Source organism: Nostoc flagelliforme FACHB-838, assembly GCF_014698065.1.
GTDB lineage: Bacteria > Cyanobacteriota > Cyanobacteriia > Cyanobacteriales > Nostocaceae > Nostoc > Nostoc flagelliforme_B.
The window spans coordinates 1-22,454 of sequence record NZ_JACJSI010000099.1; the positions used below are offsets into that span (position 1 = coordinate 1).

Sequence of the window (22,454 nt, forward strand, 5' to 3'; positions counted from 1 at the left end):
ATTTAATTCAGCAACTAAAACGCCCAAGTATTCCTATGTGCTTGGTTTGATTTAAATTGTCGTGTGGTAGGGCTACGCCCCGCTCGCTATTTGTTCCAGTTGCGTAAGTCCTGGAATCTATCAATTAGCTCTCCAGACAGATGACATTCGGGTTCAGACGATTGGTAGAAACCTGAGAAAAGAAGAATCGACCCCACAAATAGCAGCATTTTTGTTGAATAGAGCCAATGTTCCGGCACGAGTGGGCAATGGCAATGTTGCGCCTGCCAACACGAGCTTCCGACGGCAAGGCAAATTTACACAGAGGTGGCGTTGGCGTTGGCATTGATCTCGCTACTGGCAGGACTTTGGCTGGGATTCAAAACAACCGCTACATTGACAATCATCCGGAAACGGGACATCCGTTATGCGATCGCCATATTCCTCATTGGCAAACTATTTTAGAAATGGCTGCGAAGTTAGGAGATAAAACTGAGTTTGGCTATCTTGGGGTTGATATCGTTATTGATCGCGAAAAAGGGCCGCTTTTACTAGAAATCAATGCGCGTCCTGGACTTTCGATTCAAATTGCCAATCGAGAAGGATTAATACCGCGATTAGAAGCGATCAATAGCACTTTGCCAAAACTTTCGGGACTTCAAGACAAAATTGCTTTTGCTCAAGAAAAATTTGCTGTGTTTTCTGGTCACTTGCTTCCGCTCTAATATTTGTTTATTAGAGGCCAAATCTAAAAGCAACTTTAGCAATGGATTACTCTAAAGCGGTCAACCACGTAGAAACAAGATCCCCGACTTCTCAAAGAAGCCGGGGATTTTGGGCTTAGAATGCTCACCCTACAGACTTAAAATTAACCTAAATCGAAAAGCAAGATTTCGCCGCCGATGTTGGTGCTAATTTCTAGCTGTTCTTCGCCGTTGATTTGCACTCCATCGCCTGCTCTGAGTTCTTCACCATTTAAGTTAACTATGCCTTGCGCTATTTGTAACCAGGCATAGCGACCAGATTTGACTTGATAATTAACAACATCACCTGACTCTAAAACAGATGTGTATAAATCAACATCTTGGTGAATTGTCACAGCACCATCGCGCCCATCTTTAGCAGCAATTAAGCGTAATTTGCCGCGCTTTTCTTCCAGAGGAAAAGCTTTTTGTTCGTATCTTGGTGCTAATCCTTCTTCATCGGGAAGAATCCAGATTTGTAGCAAGTGTAGTGGTTCAGTTTGCGAAGGATTAAATTCACTGTGACTGATTCCAGTACCAGCACTCATAATCTGTGCATCACCGGGACGAATTACCGATCCAGTACCCAAGCTGTCTTTATGCTCTACAGCACCTTCTAAGACATAAGTGAGGATTTCCATATCACGATGGCTGTGGGTAGGGAATCCAGCACCAGGGGCGATGCGATCGTCGTTAATCACTCGCAGAGAGCGAAATCCCATGCGGTTCGGATCGTAAAAACTACCGAAGGAAAATGTGTGATAACTGTCGAGCCAGCCCATTTTAGCGTGACCACGGGCGTTTCTATCATGAATTAGATGGCTAATTGTATTTTGAGACATATATTTACCTCGATGTTAATGAGTATTTAGAGATGCGATTAATTGCGTCTGTACAAAAGTTAGGAATGGAATTAGGATAAATTTCCAGTAACCTAATAACTTATTCAAGTTTCAGATTAATCTTGATGTATCGCTTGTCGAAGATATTCTAAAAATTTTCGACCTAGTTTTGAACTATTTCAATAGTAAAGTATATACATATAAAAGAAAAGTACGCACTTAAAAGTGACGTACTTACCAAAAAGATACTATTAGAATTTAAGAAAGACTACTTTTCTCAGAAGTGCTTATTTTACACCAGCAGGGATCTTTTGAGTTTTAGTAGTAGCCGCTTTGCCATTCTCTGCCTTAATTTCTGCTACTTGTAGATGAGCTTCTAAGAACCAGAGTCGTTTGTCAATGGTGCGGGAAATTTCGGTGTAAAGGTCAGCGGTATCGAGGTCGCCTAATTCATCAGTTTTATCGATCGCTTCCCGGAGATGTTTAGCATAGAATCCATAACGATCTGATAAGGCTGTTACGTGATCTTTGCCATCCAAAATATCTAAGGGATATTCTGGCAAAATTGAATTACTAGCTGCGGCGCGGGCTGTTCCAAAAGCGTATCCGCCTAAAGCTGTAACGCGTTCAGCGACCATATCGATGTATCCTTCCAATTCCCCAGCAAGTTCATCAAATAATAAGTGTAACTGGTAAAAGTCAGTACCTTTAACATTCCAGTGCGCTTGCTTTGCTTGGGTTTTCAAATCAGAAGTAGCTGCCAAAGTTTTGTTGAGAAGTACCACGATTTGCACTCGCGCTTCGGCGGGAATGTCAATGCGGGTAGGGTACAAACGTGATGTAATGCTGTTATCGCTCATGATTCTTCGTTGTTAATGCCTTTTAAATCTAACTTTACAGAATTGATTGGTTGTCCGAAACTCTCTGACGATGGATTGAATTAATGTCTGAATATGTTAAAGTTTATTACTATTAGTTAAATACGGTAGTTTACTATGGTATTTAATATGCTACTGAAAAGGCGTAGGCGCAGCCCACCGCAGGCATCGCTAATTACATCATTCTGCAAAAACTCATAGGGAAAACCCAGTTTAATTTGACTCACTTCATTTAAATGTTGCAAATTTTGTAGCAAAAGAGTGACATCTAAAAGAAGCTAAGTTATCTTGAAACTGCGTTAATTTACGTGCCCCAACGAGCTGAATAATCACGCCGTTTTGAGCGCGTAGCCAAGCTAATGTTACCTATAGAGGTGGGTGTGCAATTTTTCTTGCAACTATCACTGAGAACTTAGCGATCGCATAAAATCCTAAGCGTGCAACTAGAGTAAATTAATATAATCGGTATTCAGCCGTTTTAGAAATCTTAATAGAATTATAAAAGTTTCAACGCCTAATTTACATAAGCCAATATAGTTTTAAATACACTATCATAAAACAGCCTAACAACCTAAGTATATTTCAGGCAAGTCCTTTTAACGCCATGTCACATTTAGCAAGTGATGCCTTAGAAGCAGGAAGAATATATAGATCAACTGGTGCGATTGTGGCTGAAAAATTGCGCTCAGATATCTATCGTGCTTGGGAGAGATCACACTGTCAAGGTGCAAACTCTCGTGCTTTACAAGTAGAGAAACTCTCAACCCTAGAAACTGAACGTTTATTAGATTCCCATAGTTATCTAATTAATGTAGTTCAACCCTATGGACGCATCCTATCACAAGCTGCGGGAACAGAACGTCATGCAGTAATGTTAAGTAACCAAGAGGCAATTCTCCTAAATATCATAGGTGATAAGGAAACCATTCATGGCCCAGAACCATTTCCTGCCCACGGTACCTTATTATCAGAAGCCGTAGCCGGTGCTAATGGTATTGGTACACCATTAGCTGAAAAAGATTATGTACAAATCGTATCAACAGAACATTTTATTGAGGGATTTCATCCATTTGCTTGTCAGGGAATTCCTCTGCGTAATGATATACAGGAAATTGTCGGAGTAATTAGCATCTCTGTGCGTAGTGCAGATGCTCATAAGCGGTTAAAAGAAATATTGATATGTGCCTCTCACGGTATTGAAGCTGAGTTGTTGATTACTAAGTTAGAAAAAGATGTTCGTCGGATACTAGCATCAAATCCTGATGACTATCAACCACTAGAAGAACTGCGTCAAGATATCATTCAATCACATAATGCAGCACGATTAAAACTTGAAGTTGTATCTCGGATGGTAGTTGTTAATCGGTTAGACTATGCAATGCAACTACTTCAACAAGCTGAAAACTCAATTCAAATTTTTCGTCGCCGTGCAGATACTTGGCGGAATCTTGCGTCATTCGAGACAGGAGTAAACCAGCCTGTATCACTCACTGAATGTATCCAGGATCTTATAGACCTCCTTTCAACTGAAATCACAATCCGTAAAGTTGAAGTTGTTACCTTTTGGCAGGAACCAATCACGGTAATGTCTGATAAAAAAAGCCTTTTGCGTAAGCTGTTTAGTTTTTTTTTTACAAGCTTTTGAACGTGCAGATATAGGCACAACAGTAGAAGTAAAAGTAGATAAAATCCACACTTCTGAATTAGCAACAGTAAGTTTTCGCACAATTCCGGCATTAGGTATTTCTAAAACAGTTCAGGCAGCCTATATTTTTAATCTACCGTTAGCAAATAACCACAAAGTATGAAACTTAATGATTTAAAAAAACGAAAAGTAGTAATTGCAGATGATGATGAAGATAGTAGAATGCTGTTAGCTTTTTTACTTGAAGAAGGCTGGATAGTAGAGCAAGCAAAAGATGGTAAAGAAGCTATTGCAAAAATAGCTCAAGGAAAACCTAATTTGTTAATTTTAGATAATAGAATGCCTGAACTAACAGGAATTGAAGTATATCAACAATTAAAGGCGCAAAAGATTGATTTGCCTATTGTTTTAGTAACCGCTTATGGAGATATAGAGGAATTAGCAAGTTCTTTGAATATAGAATATTTTATTAGAAAACCAGTTGATCTTGCAAAATTACTGATAATGATTGAGTCAGCTTATGAAACAAGTTGATCATAAGCAATAACCAGGCAAGGACATTCGGTGCTAAATATGATTTAAATTTGCTTTGCAGTTTAAAAAATTAAATTTTGTTTTAGCTGAGGTGAATCACATTATTTAGCACAGCTTTACTCAGGCAAGAGTGATCGCTACGGTTTTTTAAGCTAGAATACCAAAGTTGTATTTAAACACATCTGCCAACTCAGTTATTTTTATGAATTACTACGTAATCTACGATGGGAATTGTAATCTCTGCGTTACTCTAGTGCGATCGCTAGAAACTTTAGACCAAGGAAAGCTGTTTCGCTACAGTCCTATGCAAGATGAGCAGACACTTTTACGGTGGGGAATTACAACCCAAGACTGTGAACAGGGGATGATTTTAATTGATGCCAATGAACCTCAGAGACGTTGGCAAGGTAGTGATGCGGCTGAAGAAATTGGGCGATTATTGCCAGCAGGAAGTATTTTTGTAGACGCTTATCGAGCCTTACCGGGCATGAAATGGGCAGGCGATCGCTTTTACGAACAAATCCGCGATAATCGCTACACCATATTTGGTAAGCGTTCCAATACATATCAATCGGCCTACTGTGTGGATGGTAGCTGCAAGCCGTAGGGATACATCGCTGTGCTAGCTTACGAATGCTCCGTTTTTTCTACGTCATTTCCTTAACATTTGTCATTAGAGAGAATTTGTTTTGGTCAAAAATCCGCCTCCAGGTGCTAGCTAAAACTCTGCTAGACCAACCATTATGCTATCTGGCGTGTTTGTAAACATTGTGCAATCAATGACATTTGCGATTGCGCCACGATTCGGCACAACAAACTGGAACTGATGGGAGGATACTGCGTGAGAATTGGTGCTAACTACTTGGGTGACGGAGAGTGCGAATTTACAGTTTGGTCTCCTCTATTAGATGGTGTTACAGTACAAATTTTGACACCTGAACAGCAGTTAATTCCGCTCAAACCTCAGTCTGAGGGATACTGGCAAACGAAAGTCAACGATGTGTATCCAGGCACGCTTTATCGGTATGTCTTAAATGGGCAAGACGCTTTTGCCGATCCTGCGTCGCAGTATCAACCTGAAGGGGTGCATGGGCCGTCGCAAATTGTCGATCAACACTTTGATTGGACTGATGAAGGGTGGACTGGAATTCCTGTGGAGTCGATGATTTTCTATGAACTCCATGTTGGGACTTTGACGCCTGAAGGAACTTTCACCGCTATTATTCCCCGCTTACCGGATTTGAAAGAACTGGGAATTAACGCCATTGAAATTATGCCCATCTCCCAGTTTCCGGGAGATGCCCATATTGAAGCTTCACTAACATACCGCAACTGGGGTTATGACGGCGTTTATCCTTATGCTGTGCAAAATTCCTACGGTAGCCCAGCCGATCTAAAGGAACTTGTAAATGCTTGCCACCAAAACGGAATTGCCGTAGTGCTGGATGTGGTGTATAACCACTTTGGGCCAGAAGGCAACTATATGAGTCAGTTCGCGCCTTACTTTACTAAAACCTATAAAACACCTTGGGGCGAAGCGCTGAATTTCGACGATGCCCATAGTCAGGGTGTGCGAAATTATTTTATCGAAAATGCGCTTTACTGGTTGCGCGAGTTCCACATAGATGCATTGCGGCTGGATGCCATTCAAGCCATTTACGACTTGGGGGCAAAGCATTTTCTGTGGGAACTGGCGGAAGCAGTTCATCATTTTTCACAACAAGGGCAAAAATGGAAACGCCATCTAATTGCCGAAAGTGACCAGAATAATCCGCAAATAATTCGTCCGGTAGAATTGGGTGGATATGGAATTGATGCCCAGTGGAGTGATGATTTTCACCATTCATTGCACGCACTGTTGACAGGCGATCGCCAAGGATATTATCAAGACTTTGGGCAAGTGGCTCAGTTGGCAAAAGCTTATGAAGATACTTTTGTCTACGATTGGAAGTACGCACCACACCGTAAGCGTTTTCATGGCGTATCTTGCCGCGATCGCCCCCTATCACAATTTACAATCTGTATTCAGAATCACGATCAAATCGGCAATCAAATGAAAGGAGAACGCCTCAGCCAGCGAATCTCTTTTGAGGGATTAAAGTTAGCTGCTGGCGCTGTGCTACTATCACCCAATTTACCCCTGTTGTTCATGGGAGAAGAATACGGCGAAACAGCACCCTTCATTTACTTTGTCAGCCACTCCGATCCAGATTTAATTCAAGCAGTTCGAGCCGGACGCAAACAAGAATTTGAAGCATTTCACTTCGCAGATGATCCCCCAGATCCCGAATCGTCAGAAACTTTCCTAAAGTCTAAACTCAACTGGGAATTACGTAATGAAGGTAAGCACAAGATTCTGTGGGATTGGTATCGCCAGTTAATTAATTTACGCAAGACGCATCCAGCACTTTTAAATCAAGACCGCAACTCCATTAAAGCGACTAGCGATGAAGATAAACAGGTGGTAGTCGTGCGTCGTTGGTGCGAATCAACTGAACTAATATTTGTGATGAATTTCAATTCGTCTCCAGTGACAGTGACTCTGCCGTTTGAGCAAAATGCTAATAAATTGTTAGACTCTGTTGATACCTCATGGTCTGGGCATGGTTCTGAAGCTCCTGAACATCTGTCTGTAGGCCAAGAATTCAAATTGCAACCTAATAGTTTAGTACTCTATGAAAAAGGATAAGAGGGAGAGTTAGAACTTAAAGTTTCAGCCTTATAACCTGAACGTTCGAGCAATAAGGCTTAAAGTTTGAGCAATAAGACTTAAAGTTTGAGCAATAAGGCTTAAGGTTCGAGCAATAAGACTTAAGGTTCGAGCAATAAGGCTTAAGGTTCGAGCAATAAGGCTTAAGGTTCGAGCAATAAAGCTTAAGGTTCAAGCAACAAGGCTCAACGATCGAGTAAAAAAGTTAAGTTGTTTAAAAAATGGTTGGCTGTGATGTTAGGCACTCATTGATCCCCCCTAACCCCCCTTAAAAAGGGGGGAACCGGAATCAAAGTCCCCCTTTTTAAGGGGGATTTAGGGGGATCTAGAACGTTTCACTACCTAGAAGAGGACTTTTCAAACATCCTCTAAAAGGTTTAGCGTTTACCTTCAAAACCTCATCTCCCACCCTGCGGGAAGCTAAAGCTACATCCCCCTTACTCCCCATTCCCCACTCCCCACTAAAAAAACCATGCGAATTCCCACCGCAACTTATCGAATTCAGTTTACACCTCAGTTTGGCTTTGACAACGCCAAAGCGATCGCAGCTTATCTAGCAGATTTAGGTATTTCCGATTTATATGCTTCCCCCATTTTCAAAGCACGATCCGGGAGTACGCACGGCTACGATATAGTAGATGCAACTCAACTTAACCCAGAATTGGGAACTAATGAATCTTTTGATGCATTAGCTGCTGAAATTCAATCCCTTGGTATGGGCTGGTTACAAGATATTGTGCCAAACCACATGGCTTATAGCAGCGAAAACGATTACTTGATGGACGTATTGGAACACGGCCCAGATTCCAGCTATACCGACTACTTCGATCTTTCTTGGAATGCTCCCTTTGGCGATCGCCAAGAGCGAATTCTCGCGCCGTTGCTGGGAGATTTCTATGGTGCATCCCTGGAAAACGGACACATTCAACTGCAATACGAAGAAAGCGGTTTAACTGTCAACTATTACAGCTTAAAACTGCCACTGCGGTTAGAGTCTTACACAAAATTTATTACTCATAATTTAGGCAAACTCACCCGCACTCTGGGACGCAATCATCCTGATTTTATTAAGCTATTGGGGATTCTGTATATTCTCAAAAGTGTACCCTCAGAAGTTGCAGGAAAACAGCGACAAGACCAAATCGCATTTATTAAAGGATTGCTTTGGGAACTATACACCACAAACGACACCATCCGCGAGTTCATTGACGAAAATATCGAAACTTTTAATGGAGAACCCGGTAATTCAGAAAGCTTTAACCTCCTAGATGAATTACTGAATGACCAGTTTTACCGCCTTGCCTTTTGGAAAGTTGGCGCGGAGGAAATGAACTACCGCCGTTTCTTTACTGTTAATGAACTGATTTCCGTTAAAGTTGAAGAAGTGCGGGTTTTTAATAATACCCATAGCCTAATTCAGAAACTGGTTGAAGAAGGCAAATTTACTGGTTTACGAATCGATCATATTGATGGACTTTATAACCCAATTCAGTATCTCGAAAGGCTGCGAGAAAAGACGGGAGATGTTTATATCACCGTCGAAAAGATTTTAGAACTCACCGAAGAATTGCCGGAAAACTGGGCAATTGAAGGTACTTCTGGTTATGACTTTCTCAACTATGTAAATGGCGTGTTTTGTCAAACAGAAAATGAAGCATCCTTCGATAAAATTTATCAGAACTTTATCAGTTCTAGAGTAGATTATGCCTCAGTAGTAAAGGATAAAAAACACCTGATCTTGGAAAAGAATTTAGCAGGTGATATTGACAATCTGGCACTTTTATTAAAGAATGTTTCCAGCAAATATCGCTATGGCAATGATTTTACGCTGAATGGATTAAAAAGAGCGATCGCCGAAGTTTTGACACTCTTCCCGATTTACCGCACCTACATTACACCTGATGGAATTGGAGAAAGCGATCGCGCTACTATTCAGAAAGTAATTGATCAAGCCAAAGAACAAGCGCCCTTATTGCAAAACGAACTGACCTTTATTGAAAAGTTAATGCTGCTAGAGTTTGATAATTCTCTGACTCAAACAGAACGCGAACAGTGGATATATTTTGTCTTGCGGATGCAGCAATACAGTGGCCCGTTAATGGCAAAAGGCGTAGAAGACACTACATTATATGTTTACAATCGGTTGCTGTCGCTGAATGAAGTGGGGGGAAATCCTGGACATTTTGGCATTGACTTAGCCAAATTTCATGCCTTTAACAAACAGCATCAAGAAACCTGGCCTCACACAATGAACACCACAGCCACTCACGACACCAAACGCGGCGAAGATGTGCGGGCCAGATTGAATATCCTCTCAGAAATCCCCGATGAATGGGATCAGCAGGTAAATACCTGGAGTGCCATGAATCGAGGACATCGTAGCCATCGCCACGGGTTCGCTATGCCTGATCGCAACGACGAGTATTTTCTCTATCAAACCTTAGTAGGGGCGTTTCCCTTTGCAGAACACGAACATGCGTCCTTCGTGGAACGGGTGAAAGACTATATAATTAAGGCAATTCGAGAAGCGAAAGTGCATACAGCATGGTTGCGGCCTGATAGCGAGTATGAAGAAGCTTGCACCTCCTTTATTGAGAAAGTACTCGACCCTTCCCTCTCCGGCGAATTTCTAGAAACCTTTCGTCCCTTTCAACAGCGAATTGCAGAGTATGGTATCTTCAATTCCCTTTCCCAAACTCTATTGAAGATTACCGCCCCCGGCGTACCCGATGTATACCAAGGAACAGAACTTTGGGAACTAAGCCTAGTCGATCCAGATAACCGCCGCCCGGTAGATTTTGAACAGCGACGCACCTACTTAAGCGCCATCCGCGAACAGGTGAAAACCGACACTCTGGCTTTGATTCAAGAATTGTTGAGTGATAAAACCGACGGTAGAATCAAACTGTTTTTAACGGCTCAATTACTCCAAGCCAGAGCAAACTATGTCTTATTATTCCAGGACGGTGACTATCTCCCCTTAGAAGTTCAGGGAACCTACGCCAATCACATAATTGCCTTTGCGCGACGGGAAGGCAATCAAACAGCGATCGCGATCGCCCCTCGCTTTTTAACAAGCCTCATCCAACCAGGAGAAAACCCCTTGGGCGAGTCAATATGGAAAGATACGCACTTGTTATTACCCCCTGGAACTCCCTCCACCTGGAAAAACGTCCTTACTCAACAACCCTTACAAATTACACAAACCCTATCTATCGGATCAGCCCTCGCCCATTTCCCAGTCGCTCTATTAATTAGTAGTGCCGAGTAAAAACATAAATCTACCCTACGCAGAGAAAATCTCCTAAAACCTCTGCGTACCTCTGCGATTCTCTTCGCGTCCCTTTGCGTTAAAAAAAATTCTGAATTATGATCACCCCAACACTTACCACCACGCAGATAGACACCCTGCGGGCCCATATCAAAAAAACCTGGAAAACCTTAACGCGATCGCACGAACACTTATTACAATCTGCCAAAGATACCAAACTAGACCATAAAAGTGATACTCCTTGGATCGTCTACATTTCACCCTCAGAAGATTGTCCCAACATTCAGAGTATATTGGAGCGATCGCTATCTTCCAAGGATATGCAACGGCTGCAAATTCGCACTTTGCCAACTGAAGCGGAAGCGATTAAAGAGCATGGGTTACTATACCTACCAGGGCCTTATGTTGTTCCAGGTGGGCGCTTTAACGAAATGTATGGCTGGGATAGCTACTTTATATTACTGGGGCTTTTGCACGACGAAGAATGGGAGATAGCACAAAGCCAAGTTGATCAGTTGTTGTACCAGGTGCAGCATTACGGAACTGTTCTGAATTCCAACCGGACTTATATGCTGTCGCGATCGCAACCCCCCGTCCTCAGCATGATGGTTTTGGCGTTATTCCAGCACACCCAGGATGAAGAGTGGTTAAAGTCAACCATACCGATCCTAGAACAGTTTTATTATTACTGGGTAGTACCGCCTCACCTGAATCCGGCAACAGGCTTATCCCGATTCTATGCTTTTGGAGAAGGCCCTGCGCCAGAAGTTTTGTTCTCTGAGCGGGATGATGAAGGAAAAAGCCACTACGATCGCGTCAAGGAGTACTATAAAACTTTTGAAGTTGATGATTATGACGTTAGTCTTTACTACAACCGGGAAAAAGACGAACTGACGCACCTATTTTACAAGGGCGATCGCACCATGCGCGAGTCCGGTTTTGATATCACCAACCGCTTTGGCCCTTTCAGTGCTGATATCCTCCACTATGCTCCTGTGTGCCTCAACAGTTTGCTGTATCAGGTAGAACAAGACTTGGGGCAAATCCACAATATTTTTGGGAACGCAGAACTGCAAAAACAATGGCGCGATCGTGCAGATATCCGCCGCGATCGTATTGATCGCTGTCTCTGGGATGAAGAACAGGGGCTTTATTTGGATTACCACTTCCAGAGTGGAAAACGCCGCGGTTACGAATTTGCTACTACGTTCTATCCCCTATGGCTAGGAATTGCTTCTCAAGCCCAAGCCCAGCGCGTCGCGGAAAACCTCTCTTTGTTTGAAGCCCCAGGCGGAATTTTTACCAGTACTCGTGTCACCGGGAACCAGTGGGACGCTCCTTTCGGTTGGGCACCGTTGACGTTTATTGCCGTCCAGGGACTTCACCGTTATGGGTTTCATACAGAAGGCGATCGCATTGCCAACAAATTTCTAGCAATGGTAATTAAAGAATTCGAGCGTCATAATACCCTAGTTGAGAAATATGATGTTGAGCGTTGTTCTGCCAACGTTTCCGACGAAATCTGTTTTGGATATAGTTCTAACGAAGTTGGCTTCGGCTGGACAAATGGAGTCATTCTGGAACTATTAACAGGCGGTGGGAAAAAAGTTTAAATAAAAAGGCGTGAGGTTTTTCTCACGCCCTGATATTACTCATTTTTTAAGTTTTAAGGATTAATAAAAGAGAAAACAAAACTGATAATTAAGCTTTGATTTTTTCTTGTTTCCACTTTTTATCATGATTCCCTTTGAACAAGGTAGCAAGTCCAAAAGCTAAACCTGCTCCAAACAAAATAGATGGTTCAGGAACTGGTGTCCTAGGAGTTGGTACACTATTATAATAGCTATCACTAGCACCGTTTGGAAGACTGCCTACATGGATACCTAGCTTCAACGTACCAGCATTGATGGCTGCAAGAACAGCACTGTAGTTAGCAGTAAATGTAATACCTAAAGATTCTCCAGATTGTACTGCTTTGGAGTTACCACCGTCTGGATCTGCACCAAAGTTTGTAATATTCCATCCAGAAATGCTGTTACTTTGCGGTAAATTTTTAGTACTTTCTTCAAACAGAACGTTACCAGTATTATTTACATTCAGCTTGATGTTAGACAAAAGACTAGATACGCTATTGTCAAGGCTAAAAGCGACCTGTTTCAACGCTGGGTTATAAGAAGTATAAGAAGCCTTATTTAAAAATTTGAAGAGAACTGTTCCACCTCCATTGTCAGTTACATCAAATGAAAAATCTTTAGCAAAAGCATCACCAACAGTATTACCTCCTAGAATATTTTGAAAACCAAAAGTTGCAGCCGAAGCTGGTGCAGAGGTTGCAATAACAGTAGCTCCCATTCCAGTCAAAAGAATAGAAGCAATTGTAGTAACTTTCATCTCAGTAAATCCATTTATTTCGCCGTCAATATTAAATTAGTTCTTTTTTTTTTAAACAAGTAAATTTACTGACTGATTTCATTAAAATTTTATTGATTATCTTGCTATGTAAAGCAGCAATAATGAAAAAATAGCTATAAAAAATTCACAGAAAATTTACCGAAAAATTAGAAAATTATTTTATTTTTTAAAAAAAATGGTATAAAGCGATAATTTCTTCATAATTATTCTTTCAATTTAGCAATTACAATAAATGTGCAATCGCAATACGGTTCGGATAAGCAGGAGAGGGAAGAGGATTCTTATTAAGTAATTTCTCTTCTCCCTCTGCTCAAAAACAGTTCACCTCAACAGATAACTTGTTAACCGAACCGTATTGATACTAATCCTGTATAAAGATACGCGTTATGAAACCCCCCTGTAGTTTTCCTTTGGCAAAAGGGGACTACAGGGGGGTAAATATAAAAAAAGATATAAGGATTCAGTCTACCGAAAAAGGAATCAGCAAAGGATACGCAATTACCTGACTAATATGTGCACGTAATGACGAGGTAAAAAGCCAATAACAGTTTGAGATTCGCTAACTTCAATTTCAACCTACAAGCTCAATCAGTGTAGACGAATAAATCATCTGCTGAATCCCCTCGTCTGTATTCTAAATTATTCTGAATTATTCTGAATTTTGAGTATTGTATTCTTTATCAACACTTACCAAGTATCATCTCTACGCTTATCGTAAGGCTCACCTGTAAAAGGTTGTATGCCAATAGCAGGATAAGCATCATCCGTAGGGCCAAAAATCCGCATTGCAGCTTCAGAAATATACTGTGTGATGTTAGCAATGATTTGCGAAATAGCCATAATACTTTGACTCCTTATTTTCGAGTCCATTTAATGGTGATACTTATACTCTAATACTGATATTCAAAGCTTGCTCATATTCTCAATATATTGAGAATATATGAAATGTTTATTCAGATAACTTTGCAATACTTTAGCTTGTCAAAAAACCAAAATTTCTTCTTTGATTCTAATTGTAACATAATTATTTCTTCAACCCCGGCCGGGGAAAGAGGCTGACACACAAACTTCCTTTAACAGGATATTGTTTCCTTTCATTAGCCACCTTATCCAATTAACATTATTGCTAGCTATTACTATTAAAAAAGATTAAGTATTTGATAAAGTTAGTATTAATTTACGGATAAATCTACTGTTTTACGGCAATCTCAGAAAATATACTTGCCGGGAGTTGACATTATTTATGGTAAATACTACCATAAATACAGAAGCATCTTGTAAGGAAGCTCTTGCATGACAACTTTGCCAGATTTGGACTATGTATATAAACAGCATCAGCAGAATCAGGAACTAAACGTTTCTGCGGATAATTACAGCTTGCTAACCGACCTTTACCAGTTGACAATGGCAGCTTGTTACACAGGCGAAGGTATAGAACAACGACGGGCAAGCTTTGAATTGTCTGTTAGAAGATTGCCAGAGGGTTTTGGTTATTTAATTGCAATGGGGCTGACGCAGGCATTGGAATATTTAGCCAAAATCCGTTTTAGTTCCGCGCAAATTGCGGCATTAAAGGCAACAGGAATTTTTGCTCACGCAGGCGATCGCTTTTGGTCACTTTTAGCTGAGGGAAAGTTTACGGGTGATGTTTGGGCAGTACCAGAAGGAACAGCCGTCTTTGCCAATCAGCCACTGTTGCGAGTGGAAGCACCACTTTGGCAAGCGCAACTAGTAGAAACTTACCTGCTGAATACGATTAATTACCAGACTTTAATTGCCACAAAAGCAGCACGATTGCGGGATGTAGCGGGAGAGCAAGCAACACTTTTAGAATTTGGCACAAGACGAGCATTTAGTCCCCAAGGGTCTTTGTGGGCGGCACGGGCGGCATTGGCAGGTGGCTTAGATTCCACTTCTAATGTGTTAGCAGCGCTACAACTAGGACAAAAGCCGAGTGGTACGATGGCACACGCCCTGGTGATGGCGTTGTCAGCAATAGAAGGCACTGAAGAACAGGCTTTTAGTGCATTTCATCGATATTTTCCGGGTGCGCCATTGCTGATTGATACTTACGATACCATTGCTGCTGCGGGGCGTTTGGCCGAAAAAGTAAATTCCGGGGAAATGCAATTAACAGGAGTGAGATTGGACTCAGGAGATTTAGTTACCTTATCAAAACAGGTGCGATCGCTCCTTCCCGGTGTGCCAATTTTTGCCAGTGGCGACTTGGACGAATGGGAAATTGTCAGGTTAAAAGGTGCTGGAGCGCAAATTGATGGTTACGGATTGGGAACACGATTAGTTACAGGTTCGCCTGTAAATGGAGTTTATAAACTTGTAGACATTGATGGTATCCCAGTGATGAAGCAGTCTAGTGGTAAAGTTACTTATCCAGGGCGCAAGCAGATTTTTCGCTCGTTTACGGGAGGTCAGGTAAAAGCTGACAGGTTGGGACTTTTAAGTGAAATTCCTTTGGAAGAAAAACCTTTGTTGCAGTTGGTAGTGCAAGAAGGTGAACGGGTGCAGCCGTTGGAGTCGTTGGCAACAATTCGTCAGCGTACCGCCGCCTCAGTTGCTAGTTTGCCACAACAAACACGGCGTTTGGATCATCCTGTAGCTGTAGAAGTGGAGATTTCTGAGGGGTTACGGGTGTTGACTGAGGAGACTAAGAAACGAACCGCTGAGGCACAGAGAACACAGAGATAAAATTACTCTTTCGGTATGTCTTAATTACGAATTACGAATTACGAATTATTATGAGAGTTGCTTTGTTTGGTACTAGTGCCGATCCACCAACTGCGGGACATCAAAAAATTCTGAGTTGGTTGTCTGAGCGTTATGATTGGGTAGCGGTTTGGGCGGCGGATAATCCATTTAAGTCTCATCAAACACCCTTAGAACATCGGGCGGCAATGTTGCGACTGTTGATTGCGGATATAGACGCACCACGGCACAATATTGCTTTGGAACAAGAACTGAGTAGCTTCAGAACGCTGGAAACAGTCGAAAAAGCGAGGCTTACTTGGGGTGAAGACGCGGAATTGACGTTGATTATTGGTTCAGATTTGCTGAGTCAGCTACCACGTTGGTATCGCATTGAAGATTTGTTACAGGAAGTGCAACTACTGATCGTGCCGCGACCAGGATATGCAATAGATGAGTCTAGTTCAGAGGTAGTGCAAAAGCTGGGAGGGAAGATTGCGATCGCTAGTCTGACCGGTCTAGATGTTTCCTCAACAGCGTACCGCGAACATGGAGATTCTCAAGCCCTCACAGCCCCTGTAGTTGCCTATATTAATCAAGAGCATTTGTACGAATGCCAGGACGTTCACAAAAAAAGATACCAACTCCGTTAAACCAACAACCTTTGGCCGATTTCAAGGTTGGTGTTGATAATGTAATTTTTTCTGTAGATACTGTACAAAATCGGCTGTTAGTTCTATTAGTAATGCGACAGCAAGAACCATTTTTAAATCATTGGAGTCTTCCCGGTACTTTAGTACGTCCAGGAGAGTCTTTAGAAGATGCCGCCTATCGCATTATGGCAGAGAAAATTAAGGTCAACAATCTCTATTTAGAACAACTGTATACATTTGGCGGGCCAAATCGCGATCCACGGGAAGCAACTGATAGTTATGGTGTGCGTTATCTATCAGTTAGTTACTTTGCCCTAGTGCGATTTGAAGAAGCCGAATTAATTGCCGATCGCATGACTGGCATAGCTTGGTATCCAGTAAAACAAGTGCCGCAATTAGCTTTTGACCATAATGAAATTCTCGCTTATGGACACAGGCGATTACGAAATAAATTAGAGTATAGTCCAGTGGCTTTTGAAGTCTTACCAGAAATGTTTACGTTGAATGATTTATATCAGTTATACGCCACAGTTTTAGGTGATAACTTTTCCGATTATTCTAATTTTCGGGCGCGTCTACTCAAGTTAGGTTTTTTATCCGATACCGGAATTAAAGTATCACGGGGTGCTGGCCGTCCGGCTAGCTTGTATAAGTTTGACGCCGAAGCTTTTGCTCCCTTAAAAGATAAACCTTTGGTGTTTATTTAATTAATTGTTACGCAAAGCCCAAAGTAAGTTATTTGAGCATTTACCAATGATTCTTGACAAATGACCAATGACTAATGACAAATAAAATGAAAATTGCGATCGCTCAAATTAATCCTACTATCGGTGATTTGCTCTTAAATGCCCAAACAATCCTGGAGGCGGCACAACGAACAGCATCTAGCGGTGCGCGTTTATTGCTGACACCAGAACTTTCTTTGTGTGGCTATCCACCAAGAGATTTATTACTAAATCCTAGTTTTGTGGAAGCGATGAGCATCACTTTACAAAACTTGGCTCAGGATTTACCAGCAAATTTAGCTGTGTTAGTAGGAACTGTTGAACAGAACCTTAACGCACATATTAGTGGTGGTAAAACTTTATTTAATAGCATGGCTTTGTTAGAGAATGGCAAGGTCAAACAAGTTTTTCACAAGCGACTTTTGCCTACTTACGATGTATTTGACGAACGTCGCTATTTTGAACCAGGCTTGCAAGCTAATTATTTCACTTTAGATGATATCCATATAGGCGTAACTATTTGCGAAGATTTATGGAACGATGAGGAATTCTGGGGCAAACGTAGTTATGCAGTAAATCCGATTGCTGACTTAGCAATTTTGGGTGTAGATTTGATTGTAAATTTATCTGCTTCCCCCTACACTGCCGACAAGCAGCAGTTTCGTGAAACAATGCTCAGGCATAGCGCAATACGTTTTCAACAACCGATGATTTATGCTAATCAGGTTGGCGGAAATGATGACCTAATTTTTGATGGGCGGAGTTTTGCTTTGAATCGTCAAGGTGAAGTTATGTGTCGTGCCCGTGGCTTTGACACTGATTTAGTAATAGTTGAATTTGACGAAGCGCAACGGGATTTTCAATTAGGTACTGTAGCACCTGTCTATGAATCGGGAGATGAAGAAATTTGGCAAGCGTTGGTTTTGGGAGTGCGAGATTATGCTCGTAAGTGTCGCTTTTCTAAAGTAGTATTGGGTTTAAGTGGCGGGATTGACTCGGCAATAGTAGCTGCGATCGCCACGGCTGCACTTGGTAAAGAAAATGTCCTCGGTGTTCTCATGCCTTCCCCTTATAGTTCCGACCATTCCATCAGTGATGCTGTAGCATTAGCTGAAAATTTGGGGATTAAGACTAATATTTTACCAATTGGCGAGTTAATGCAAGGCTTTGATCAAACATTAGGTGATTTGTTTGCAGGTACTGAGTTTGGACTGGCCGAAGAGAATATCCAATCTCGGATTCGCGGTAATTTATTAATGGCGATCGCTAACAAATTTGGCTATCTCCTTTTATCTACCGGTAACAAGTCAGAAATGGCAGTTGGTTACTGTACCCTCTACGGTGATATGAATGGCGGGTTAGCAGTGATTGCAGATGTTCCTAAAACCCGTGTGTATTCACTTTGCCAATGGTTAAATCGCAATAATGAAATCATCCCGCAAAATGTTCTAACTAAACCACCCAGCGCCGAACTCAAACCAGGCCAAGTCGATCAAGATTCTCTCCCGCCTTACGAAATTTTGGACGATATTTTGCAACGCCTGATTCACAATCACCAATCAGCAGCACAAATTGTTGCAGCCGGACATGATTCGGTGATTGTAGACCGAGTAATCCAAATGGTAGCGAGGGCTGAATTTAAGCGGCGACAAGCACCCCCCGGCTTGAAAATCACTGATCGCGCTTTTGGAACCGGTTGGCGAATGCCCATCGCCAGTAACTGGGTTGGCTTGAAAAACGCTTACCAGACTAAAACCATAGCTAGACCTACCTTGGTTTCTGGGGATGGACAAGATGCCCAGCCACAAATCAAGTAATTAGTTATGCTAACAACAGTCATGAAACCTCACGCGCCAGTTGCTTCTCTTATTCAAAGACGCTGCGCCTAGCTTGCTTAAAAGCAGGGGTACAACTCTGGGAACCAGAACAACGTACTCGCCCCCCTTAATTACCATAGTATTATTTGCTTGAAAACTAGTCCAGCAGCGCTTAGATTTTAAACAATGCTAACTTTGGCAGCTTGGTATTACTGTCTGAGGCTTGAACAGACACGAAATTACCAAATCAGTTTGTATCAACACTGTTAATTAACTCAAGTTATCTGAGCCATTCTTTGTAATCAAGCACTCTTGAAATCAGGAAACTTAAGAAATAGGATTATCATCAGGTGCTTCAAACTTGTAACCATAACCGCGTACAGTTTTAATAAACTCCGGTATGCTAGGATCGACTTCCATCTTCTTGCGAAGCTGACCAATATGCACATCAACCACGCGTCCATCTCCTATGTAATCGCAACCCCAGATTTTTTGGATTAATTCTGGGCGACTCCAAGCCTGATTAGGATGACTTGCCAAAAAATGTAAAATATTAAATTCTAACGCTGTTAAAGCGAGAGGTTTATTATTAAGTGTTACCTCCCGTCCCTCTGGGTTAATTACTAGCTGCTTGAAAATGATACGTTGTGTTGGGGAGGGATTGATGTAGCGTATCCGCCTCAAAAGAGCTTCTACTCTAACTTCAACTTCTGCAAGACTAAATGGTTTAGTCATGAAATCATCAGCACCTGCGCTCAAGATTTTAATTTTATCAGCCTCTTCAGTCCTACTAGTCAGTATCAACACTAAAACATTAGTACGACTTTGCATCTCTTGACAGAGGCTATAACCAGTAACATCCGGCAAATTCCAATCCAGAATCACTAAAGCTGGGTTAAATTGCTCAAACAACGATAAGGCAGCCTTACCATCTGCTGCGGCCTCTATTTGATATTTGCGACTTAAAAAACGATAAACGAGATTTCGAACACCGAAGTCGTCATCGACGATCAGAATTTTGGGAGTAGTAGCGGGAACCATAACCATAATGCTGCCTATTGTTGATTGGGCGATTCGTTCTTGTGCCAGTTTTGCGTTACGTGTTTTTGTTGAGAGTATATTCACGCGCATCTCTGCTGAGTGCGATCGCTACTGTAGTACTTGTGTACAATCAATTTTCCATGAAGTTTAGGAAAACTTCAGCCATTATAGTGCTAATAAAACGTATAACTCTTGTATGGTTTTTGTATAGTTTTGCATTTGTATGGTATAATTTCATCTTTAATCATACTTAAATACACCTAGTTTTAGACCATCTTCATAACCGCAATAGTCCAGAAAAACACTAAATGCCACGGCAATCCTTACAATTTTAAAAGACAAAAGCACTCCCCCATTAATTAGACATCTACAAAGGCTCACAAACTCAGCTATAAGCCAATCTAGATGCTTAACTCCTAATTACCCAAATGTACTCAAGCCAAAGGGCATATTTTCTTGAATTAAGGTCTACGAAAATCTACCCTGGTACATTTACATATAGATGCCCTTTTAAGCATATACTATACTACAAGTTTCAACCTGCCACTATGACAAGTTAAGGATTGAGAGCAGGGAGCAGAGGAGAAAGATGCTGTAATTTCCCAGAAACCCTAGCTATTCCCACTCCTGCCAATCAGAGTTGCAATTGCCTTGACTAACTCCTCTGGTTCGACGGGTTTGGACAGATGCTTTTGAAACCCTGATTCGAGTGCTTGTTGCTGGTTGATTTCTCCTGCATAAGCAGTTAAAGCGATCGCGGGAATCTGTTTGACTTGCAATGCCATCAATGCCTTAACTTGGCGCATCAGCATATAGCCGTCTATCTCTGGCATCCCAATATCACTGAGAAGAAAATCTAGTTCTGACTCTGCCAAGACTTCTAGTGCTTCTTTTGCTGATGTCACAGCAACTACCCTTGCTCCAGCCTGCTCTAACACAAATGTGTGAAAGTCACGAGTATCGTCGTCGTCATCCACAACTAAGATTTGCGTACCTGCAAGGATTTCACTTGTAGAAAAAGGATTTAATGCACTAGTATTTGTGTGTTCTTTTGGAGTTAAATCTTTTTTAATTAGCGGTAGCCTAACGCGGAAAATAGCTCCTTTCCCTTCACCTGAACTTTCTGCCCAAATCGTGCCGCCATGTAATTCTATCAAATGACGGACAATTGCTAACCCTAACCCCAAGCCACCAAATTTTCGCGTTGTTGTGCCATCAGCCTGACGAAAATATTCAAATACATAAGGGAGGAAGTCAGGAGTGATTCCCTTGCCTGTGTCGCTGACTGTAATCTGAGCTTGAGCGTCAACGCGCTCCAGTTGAATATCAATTTTTCCTCCTTCAGGAGTGAATTTAACTGCATTCGATAATAGATTCCAGAAGACTTGTTGTAAACGACCAGAATCACCTAAAACTTGCCCGAAAGAAGCATCCAGCATTGTCTGAATTTGAATATTTTTAGCTTCTGCTGCCAAACGCACTGTTTCCAATCCGCCTTCTATCACAAACACTAGATTGACAGGAAACATTTTTAGGCTGAGTTTGCCTTGTAAGATCCGAGAGACATCGAGCAAATCTTCAATTAGTTGAGCTTGTAATTTAGCATTCCGCTCGATAGTTGCGATCGCCTTCTTCACTGCTGGTGCGTCAAACTCACGCGTCTGTAAGAGTCTCGCCCAACCAAGAATGGGATTGAGAGGCGATCGCAATTCATGGGAAAGCACTGCTAGAAACTCATCCTTAATGCGGTTAGCTCTTTCGGCTTCAGTTCTAGCAGCTTGCTCAAGTACCAGGAGGCGATCGCGTTCGGCTTCTGCTACTTTGCGTTCTGTAATATCAATCACTGAGCCAATGTAACCTTTAAATTCACCGTTTCCCCCAAACCAGGGATTCGCCGCGTCGATGCAAGAGCGATACTCACCATCTTTACGCCGCAAGCGGTACTCCAAACGGAAAGCCGAGCAGCTCTTGGTAGCTGTCAGAAAAACATTCCTGGCTTCATTGTAGTCCTCTGGATGCACGGCATTTAACCAGCCAAATCCCAGACCTACTTCCTCAGTCTGGCCTTATTGCGGAACTTTTCTTCGCTTTTACGAAGTGCATTTTCTGCCTGTTTGCGATCGCTAATGTCTGTAACAAAAACGCTTACTCCTTCTGCAAAGGGGTAGATGCGATTCTCAAACCAGCGCTGCCAAGGCGCATAAAAGTATTCAAACTGAACAACAGTTTGTTGTGCGTTCGCCAAAGGCCTTGGCAGAGTCATTGCCCGATGAACCTGAGTATAAAACTCGGTTTTAACCACATCTGGAAACACTTCCCAAATTATCCTACCTTGCAACTCTTCCTTTTGAATGCCAACAGCTTCTGCTACCCGGTCATTCACAAAGGTAAGCTGTTCCACATCTAATTTGCATAAAATGTAAATTAAATAAACTCGTGGACTTACTGCTATGCCAGCCAAAGGATACTTAAGTAAATTACAGAAAGAGAATTTACAAAAA

Annotated in this window: 16 protein-coding genes and 1 pseudogene; 11 read left to right on the plus strand and 6 right to left on the minus strand. The window is 41.8% G+C overall.

Annotated features, from left to right (window positions below; genetic code table 11):
- Positions 1–227 precede the first annotated feature (227 nt).
- A complete protein-coding gene (locus tag H6G97_RS29405) occupies positions 228–704 on the plus strand; it encodes a sugar-transfer associated ATP-grasp domain-containing protein (protein WP_242055383.1) in 477 nt (158 codons plus the stop codon).
- Positions 705–847: 143 nt separating this feature from the next.
- Here H6G97_RS29405 and H6G97_RS29410 read toward each other — a convergent pair whose 3' ends face one another.
- Positions 848–1,564 (minus strand): pirin family protein, encoded by a 717-nt coding sequence (locus tag H6G97_RS29410; protein WP_190944064.1) that lies wholly within the window; start codon positions 1,562–1,564, stop codon positions 848–850.
- Between the two features lie 287 nt (positions 1,565–1,851).
- Positions 1,852–2,424: a DNA starvation/stationary phase protection protein Dps gene (gene dps, locus H6G97_RS29415; protein ID WP_190944065.1), complete on the minus strand. Its 573-nt coding sequence runs from the start codon at positions 2,422–2,424 to the stop codon at positions 1,852–1,854.
- 622 nt (positions 2,425–3,046) lie between these two features.
- Between dps and H6G97_RS29420 the strand changes: the two genes are divergently transcribed.
- From H6G97_RS29420 to H6G97_RS29445, 6 genes are all read left to right on the plus strand, one after another.
- Positions 3,047–4,087: a sigma-54-dependent transcriptional regulator family protein gene (locus H6G97_RS29420; protein ID WP_242055385.1), complete on the plus strand. Its 1,041-nt coding sequence runs from the start codon at positions 3,047–3,049 to the stop codon at positions 4,085–4,087.
- A 159-nt stretch (positions 4,088–4,246) separates the two neighbouring features.
- On the plus strand, positions 4,247–4,621 hold the full coding sequence (locus H6G97_RS29425) for a response regulator (protein ID WP_190944066.1): 375 nt from the start codon (positions 4,247–4,249) through the stop codon (positions 4,619–4,621).
- Between the two features lie 202 nt (positions 4,622–4,823).
- A complete protein-coding gene (locus tag H6G97_RS29430; RefSeq protein WP_190944067.1) occupies positions 4,824–5,228 on the plus strand; it encodes a thiol-disulfide oxidoreductase DCC family protein in 405 nt (134 codons plus the stop codon).
- A 234-nt stretch (positions 5,229–5,462) separates the two neighbouring features.
- Positions 5,463–7,310, plus strand: a complete 1,848-nt coding sequence (gene treZ / locus H6G97_RS29435) for a malto-oligosyltrehalose trehalohydrolase (RefSeq protein WP_190944075.1) — start codon at positions 5,463–5,465, stop codon at positions 7,308–7,310.
- 493 nt (positions 7,311–7,803) lie between these two features.
- Positions 7,804–10,602, plus strand: a complete 2,799-nt coding sequence (gene treY / locus H6G97_RS29440; RefSeq protein ID WP_190944068.1) for a malto-oligosyltrehalose synthase — start codon at positions 7,804–7,806, stop codon at positions 10,600–10,602.
- Positions 10,603–10,700: 98 nt separating this feature from the next.
- Entirely contained in the window at positions 10,701–12,215 is a 1,515-nt protein-coding gene (locus tag H6G97_RS29445) for a trehalase family glycosidase (protein ID WP_190944069.1), read from the plus strand.
- Positions 12,216–12,303: 88 nt separating this feature from the next.
- Here H6G97_RS29445 and H6G97_RS29450 read toward each other — a convergent pair whose 3' ends face one another.
- On the minus strand, positions 12,304–12,993 hold the full coding sequence (locus H6G97_RS29450; protein ID WP_190944070.1) for a PEP-CTERM sorting domain-containing protein: 690 nt from the start codon (positions 12,991–12,993) through the stop codon (positions 12,304–12,306).
- 708 nt (positions 12,994–13,701) lie between these two features.
- Positions 13,702–13,854: a hypothetical protein gene (locus H6G97_RS29455; RefSeq protein WP_190944071.1), complete on the minus strand. Its 153-nt coding sequence runs from the start codon at positions 13,852–13,854 to the stop codon at positions 13,702–13,704.
- 453 nt (positions 13,855–14,307) lie between these two features.
- On the opposite strand from H6G97_RS29455, the gene H6G97_RS29460 reads away from it, so the two are divergent.
- From H6G97_RS29460 to H6G97_RS29475, 4 genes are all read left to right on the plus strand, one after another.
- The gene (locus H6G97_RS29460) at positions 14,308–15,720 is read left to right on the plus strand and encodes a nicotinate phosphoribosyltransferase (RefSeq protein WP_190944072.1); all 1,413 of its coding nucleotides are present in this window, start codon (positions 14,308–14,310) and stop codon (positions 15,718–15,720) included.
- Positions 15,721–15,770: 50 nt separating this feature from the next.
- Complete coding sequence (locus tag H6G97_RS29465) at positions 15,771–16,370, plus strand: nicotinate-nucleotide adenylyltransferase (RefSeq protein ID WP_190944073.1); 600 nt, start codon at positions 15,771–15,773, stop codon at positions 16,368–16,370.
- On the plus strand, positions 16,331–17,077 hold the full coding sequence (locus H6G97_RS29470; RefSeq protein WP_190944074.1) for an NUDIX hydrolase: 747 nt from the start codon (positions 16,331–16,333) through the stop codon (positions 17,075–17,077). Before H6G97_RS29465 ends, H6G97_RS29470 begins: the two co-directional genes overlap by 40 nt.
- Before the next feature lie 86 nt (positions 17,078–17,163).
- Complete coding sequence (locus tag H6G97_RS29475; RefSeq protein ID WP_190944076.1) at positions 17,164–18,912, plus strand: NAD+ synthase; 1,749 nt, start codon at positions 17,164–17,166, stop codon at positions 18,910–18,912.
- A 327-nt stretch (positions 18,913–19,239) separates the two neighbouring features.
- Here the strand turns inward: H6G97_RS29475 and H6G97_RS29480 are convergent, their stop codons facing one another.
- A complete protein-coding gene (locus H6G97_RS29480; protein WP_190944077.1) occupies positions 19,240–19,959 on the minus strand; it encodes a response regulator transcription factor in 720 nt (239 codons plus the stop codon).
- A 605-nt stretch (positions 19,960–20,564) separates the two neighbouring features.
- Positions 20,565–22,342 (minus strand): annotated as a pseudogene (locus H6G97_RS29485) (hybrid sensor histidine kinase/response regulator); the annotation flags it as partial.
- Between the last annotated feature and the right edge of the window lie 112 nt (positions 22,343–22,454).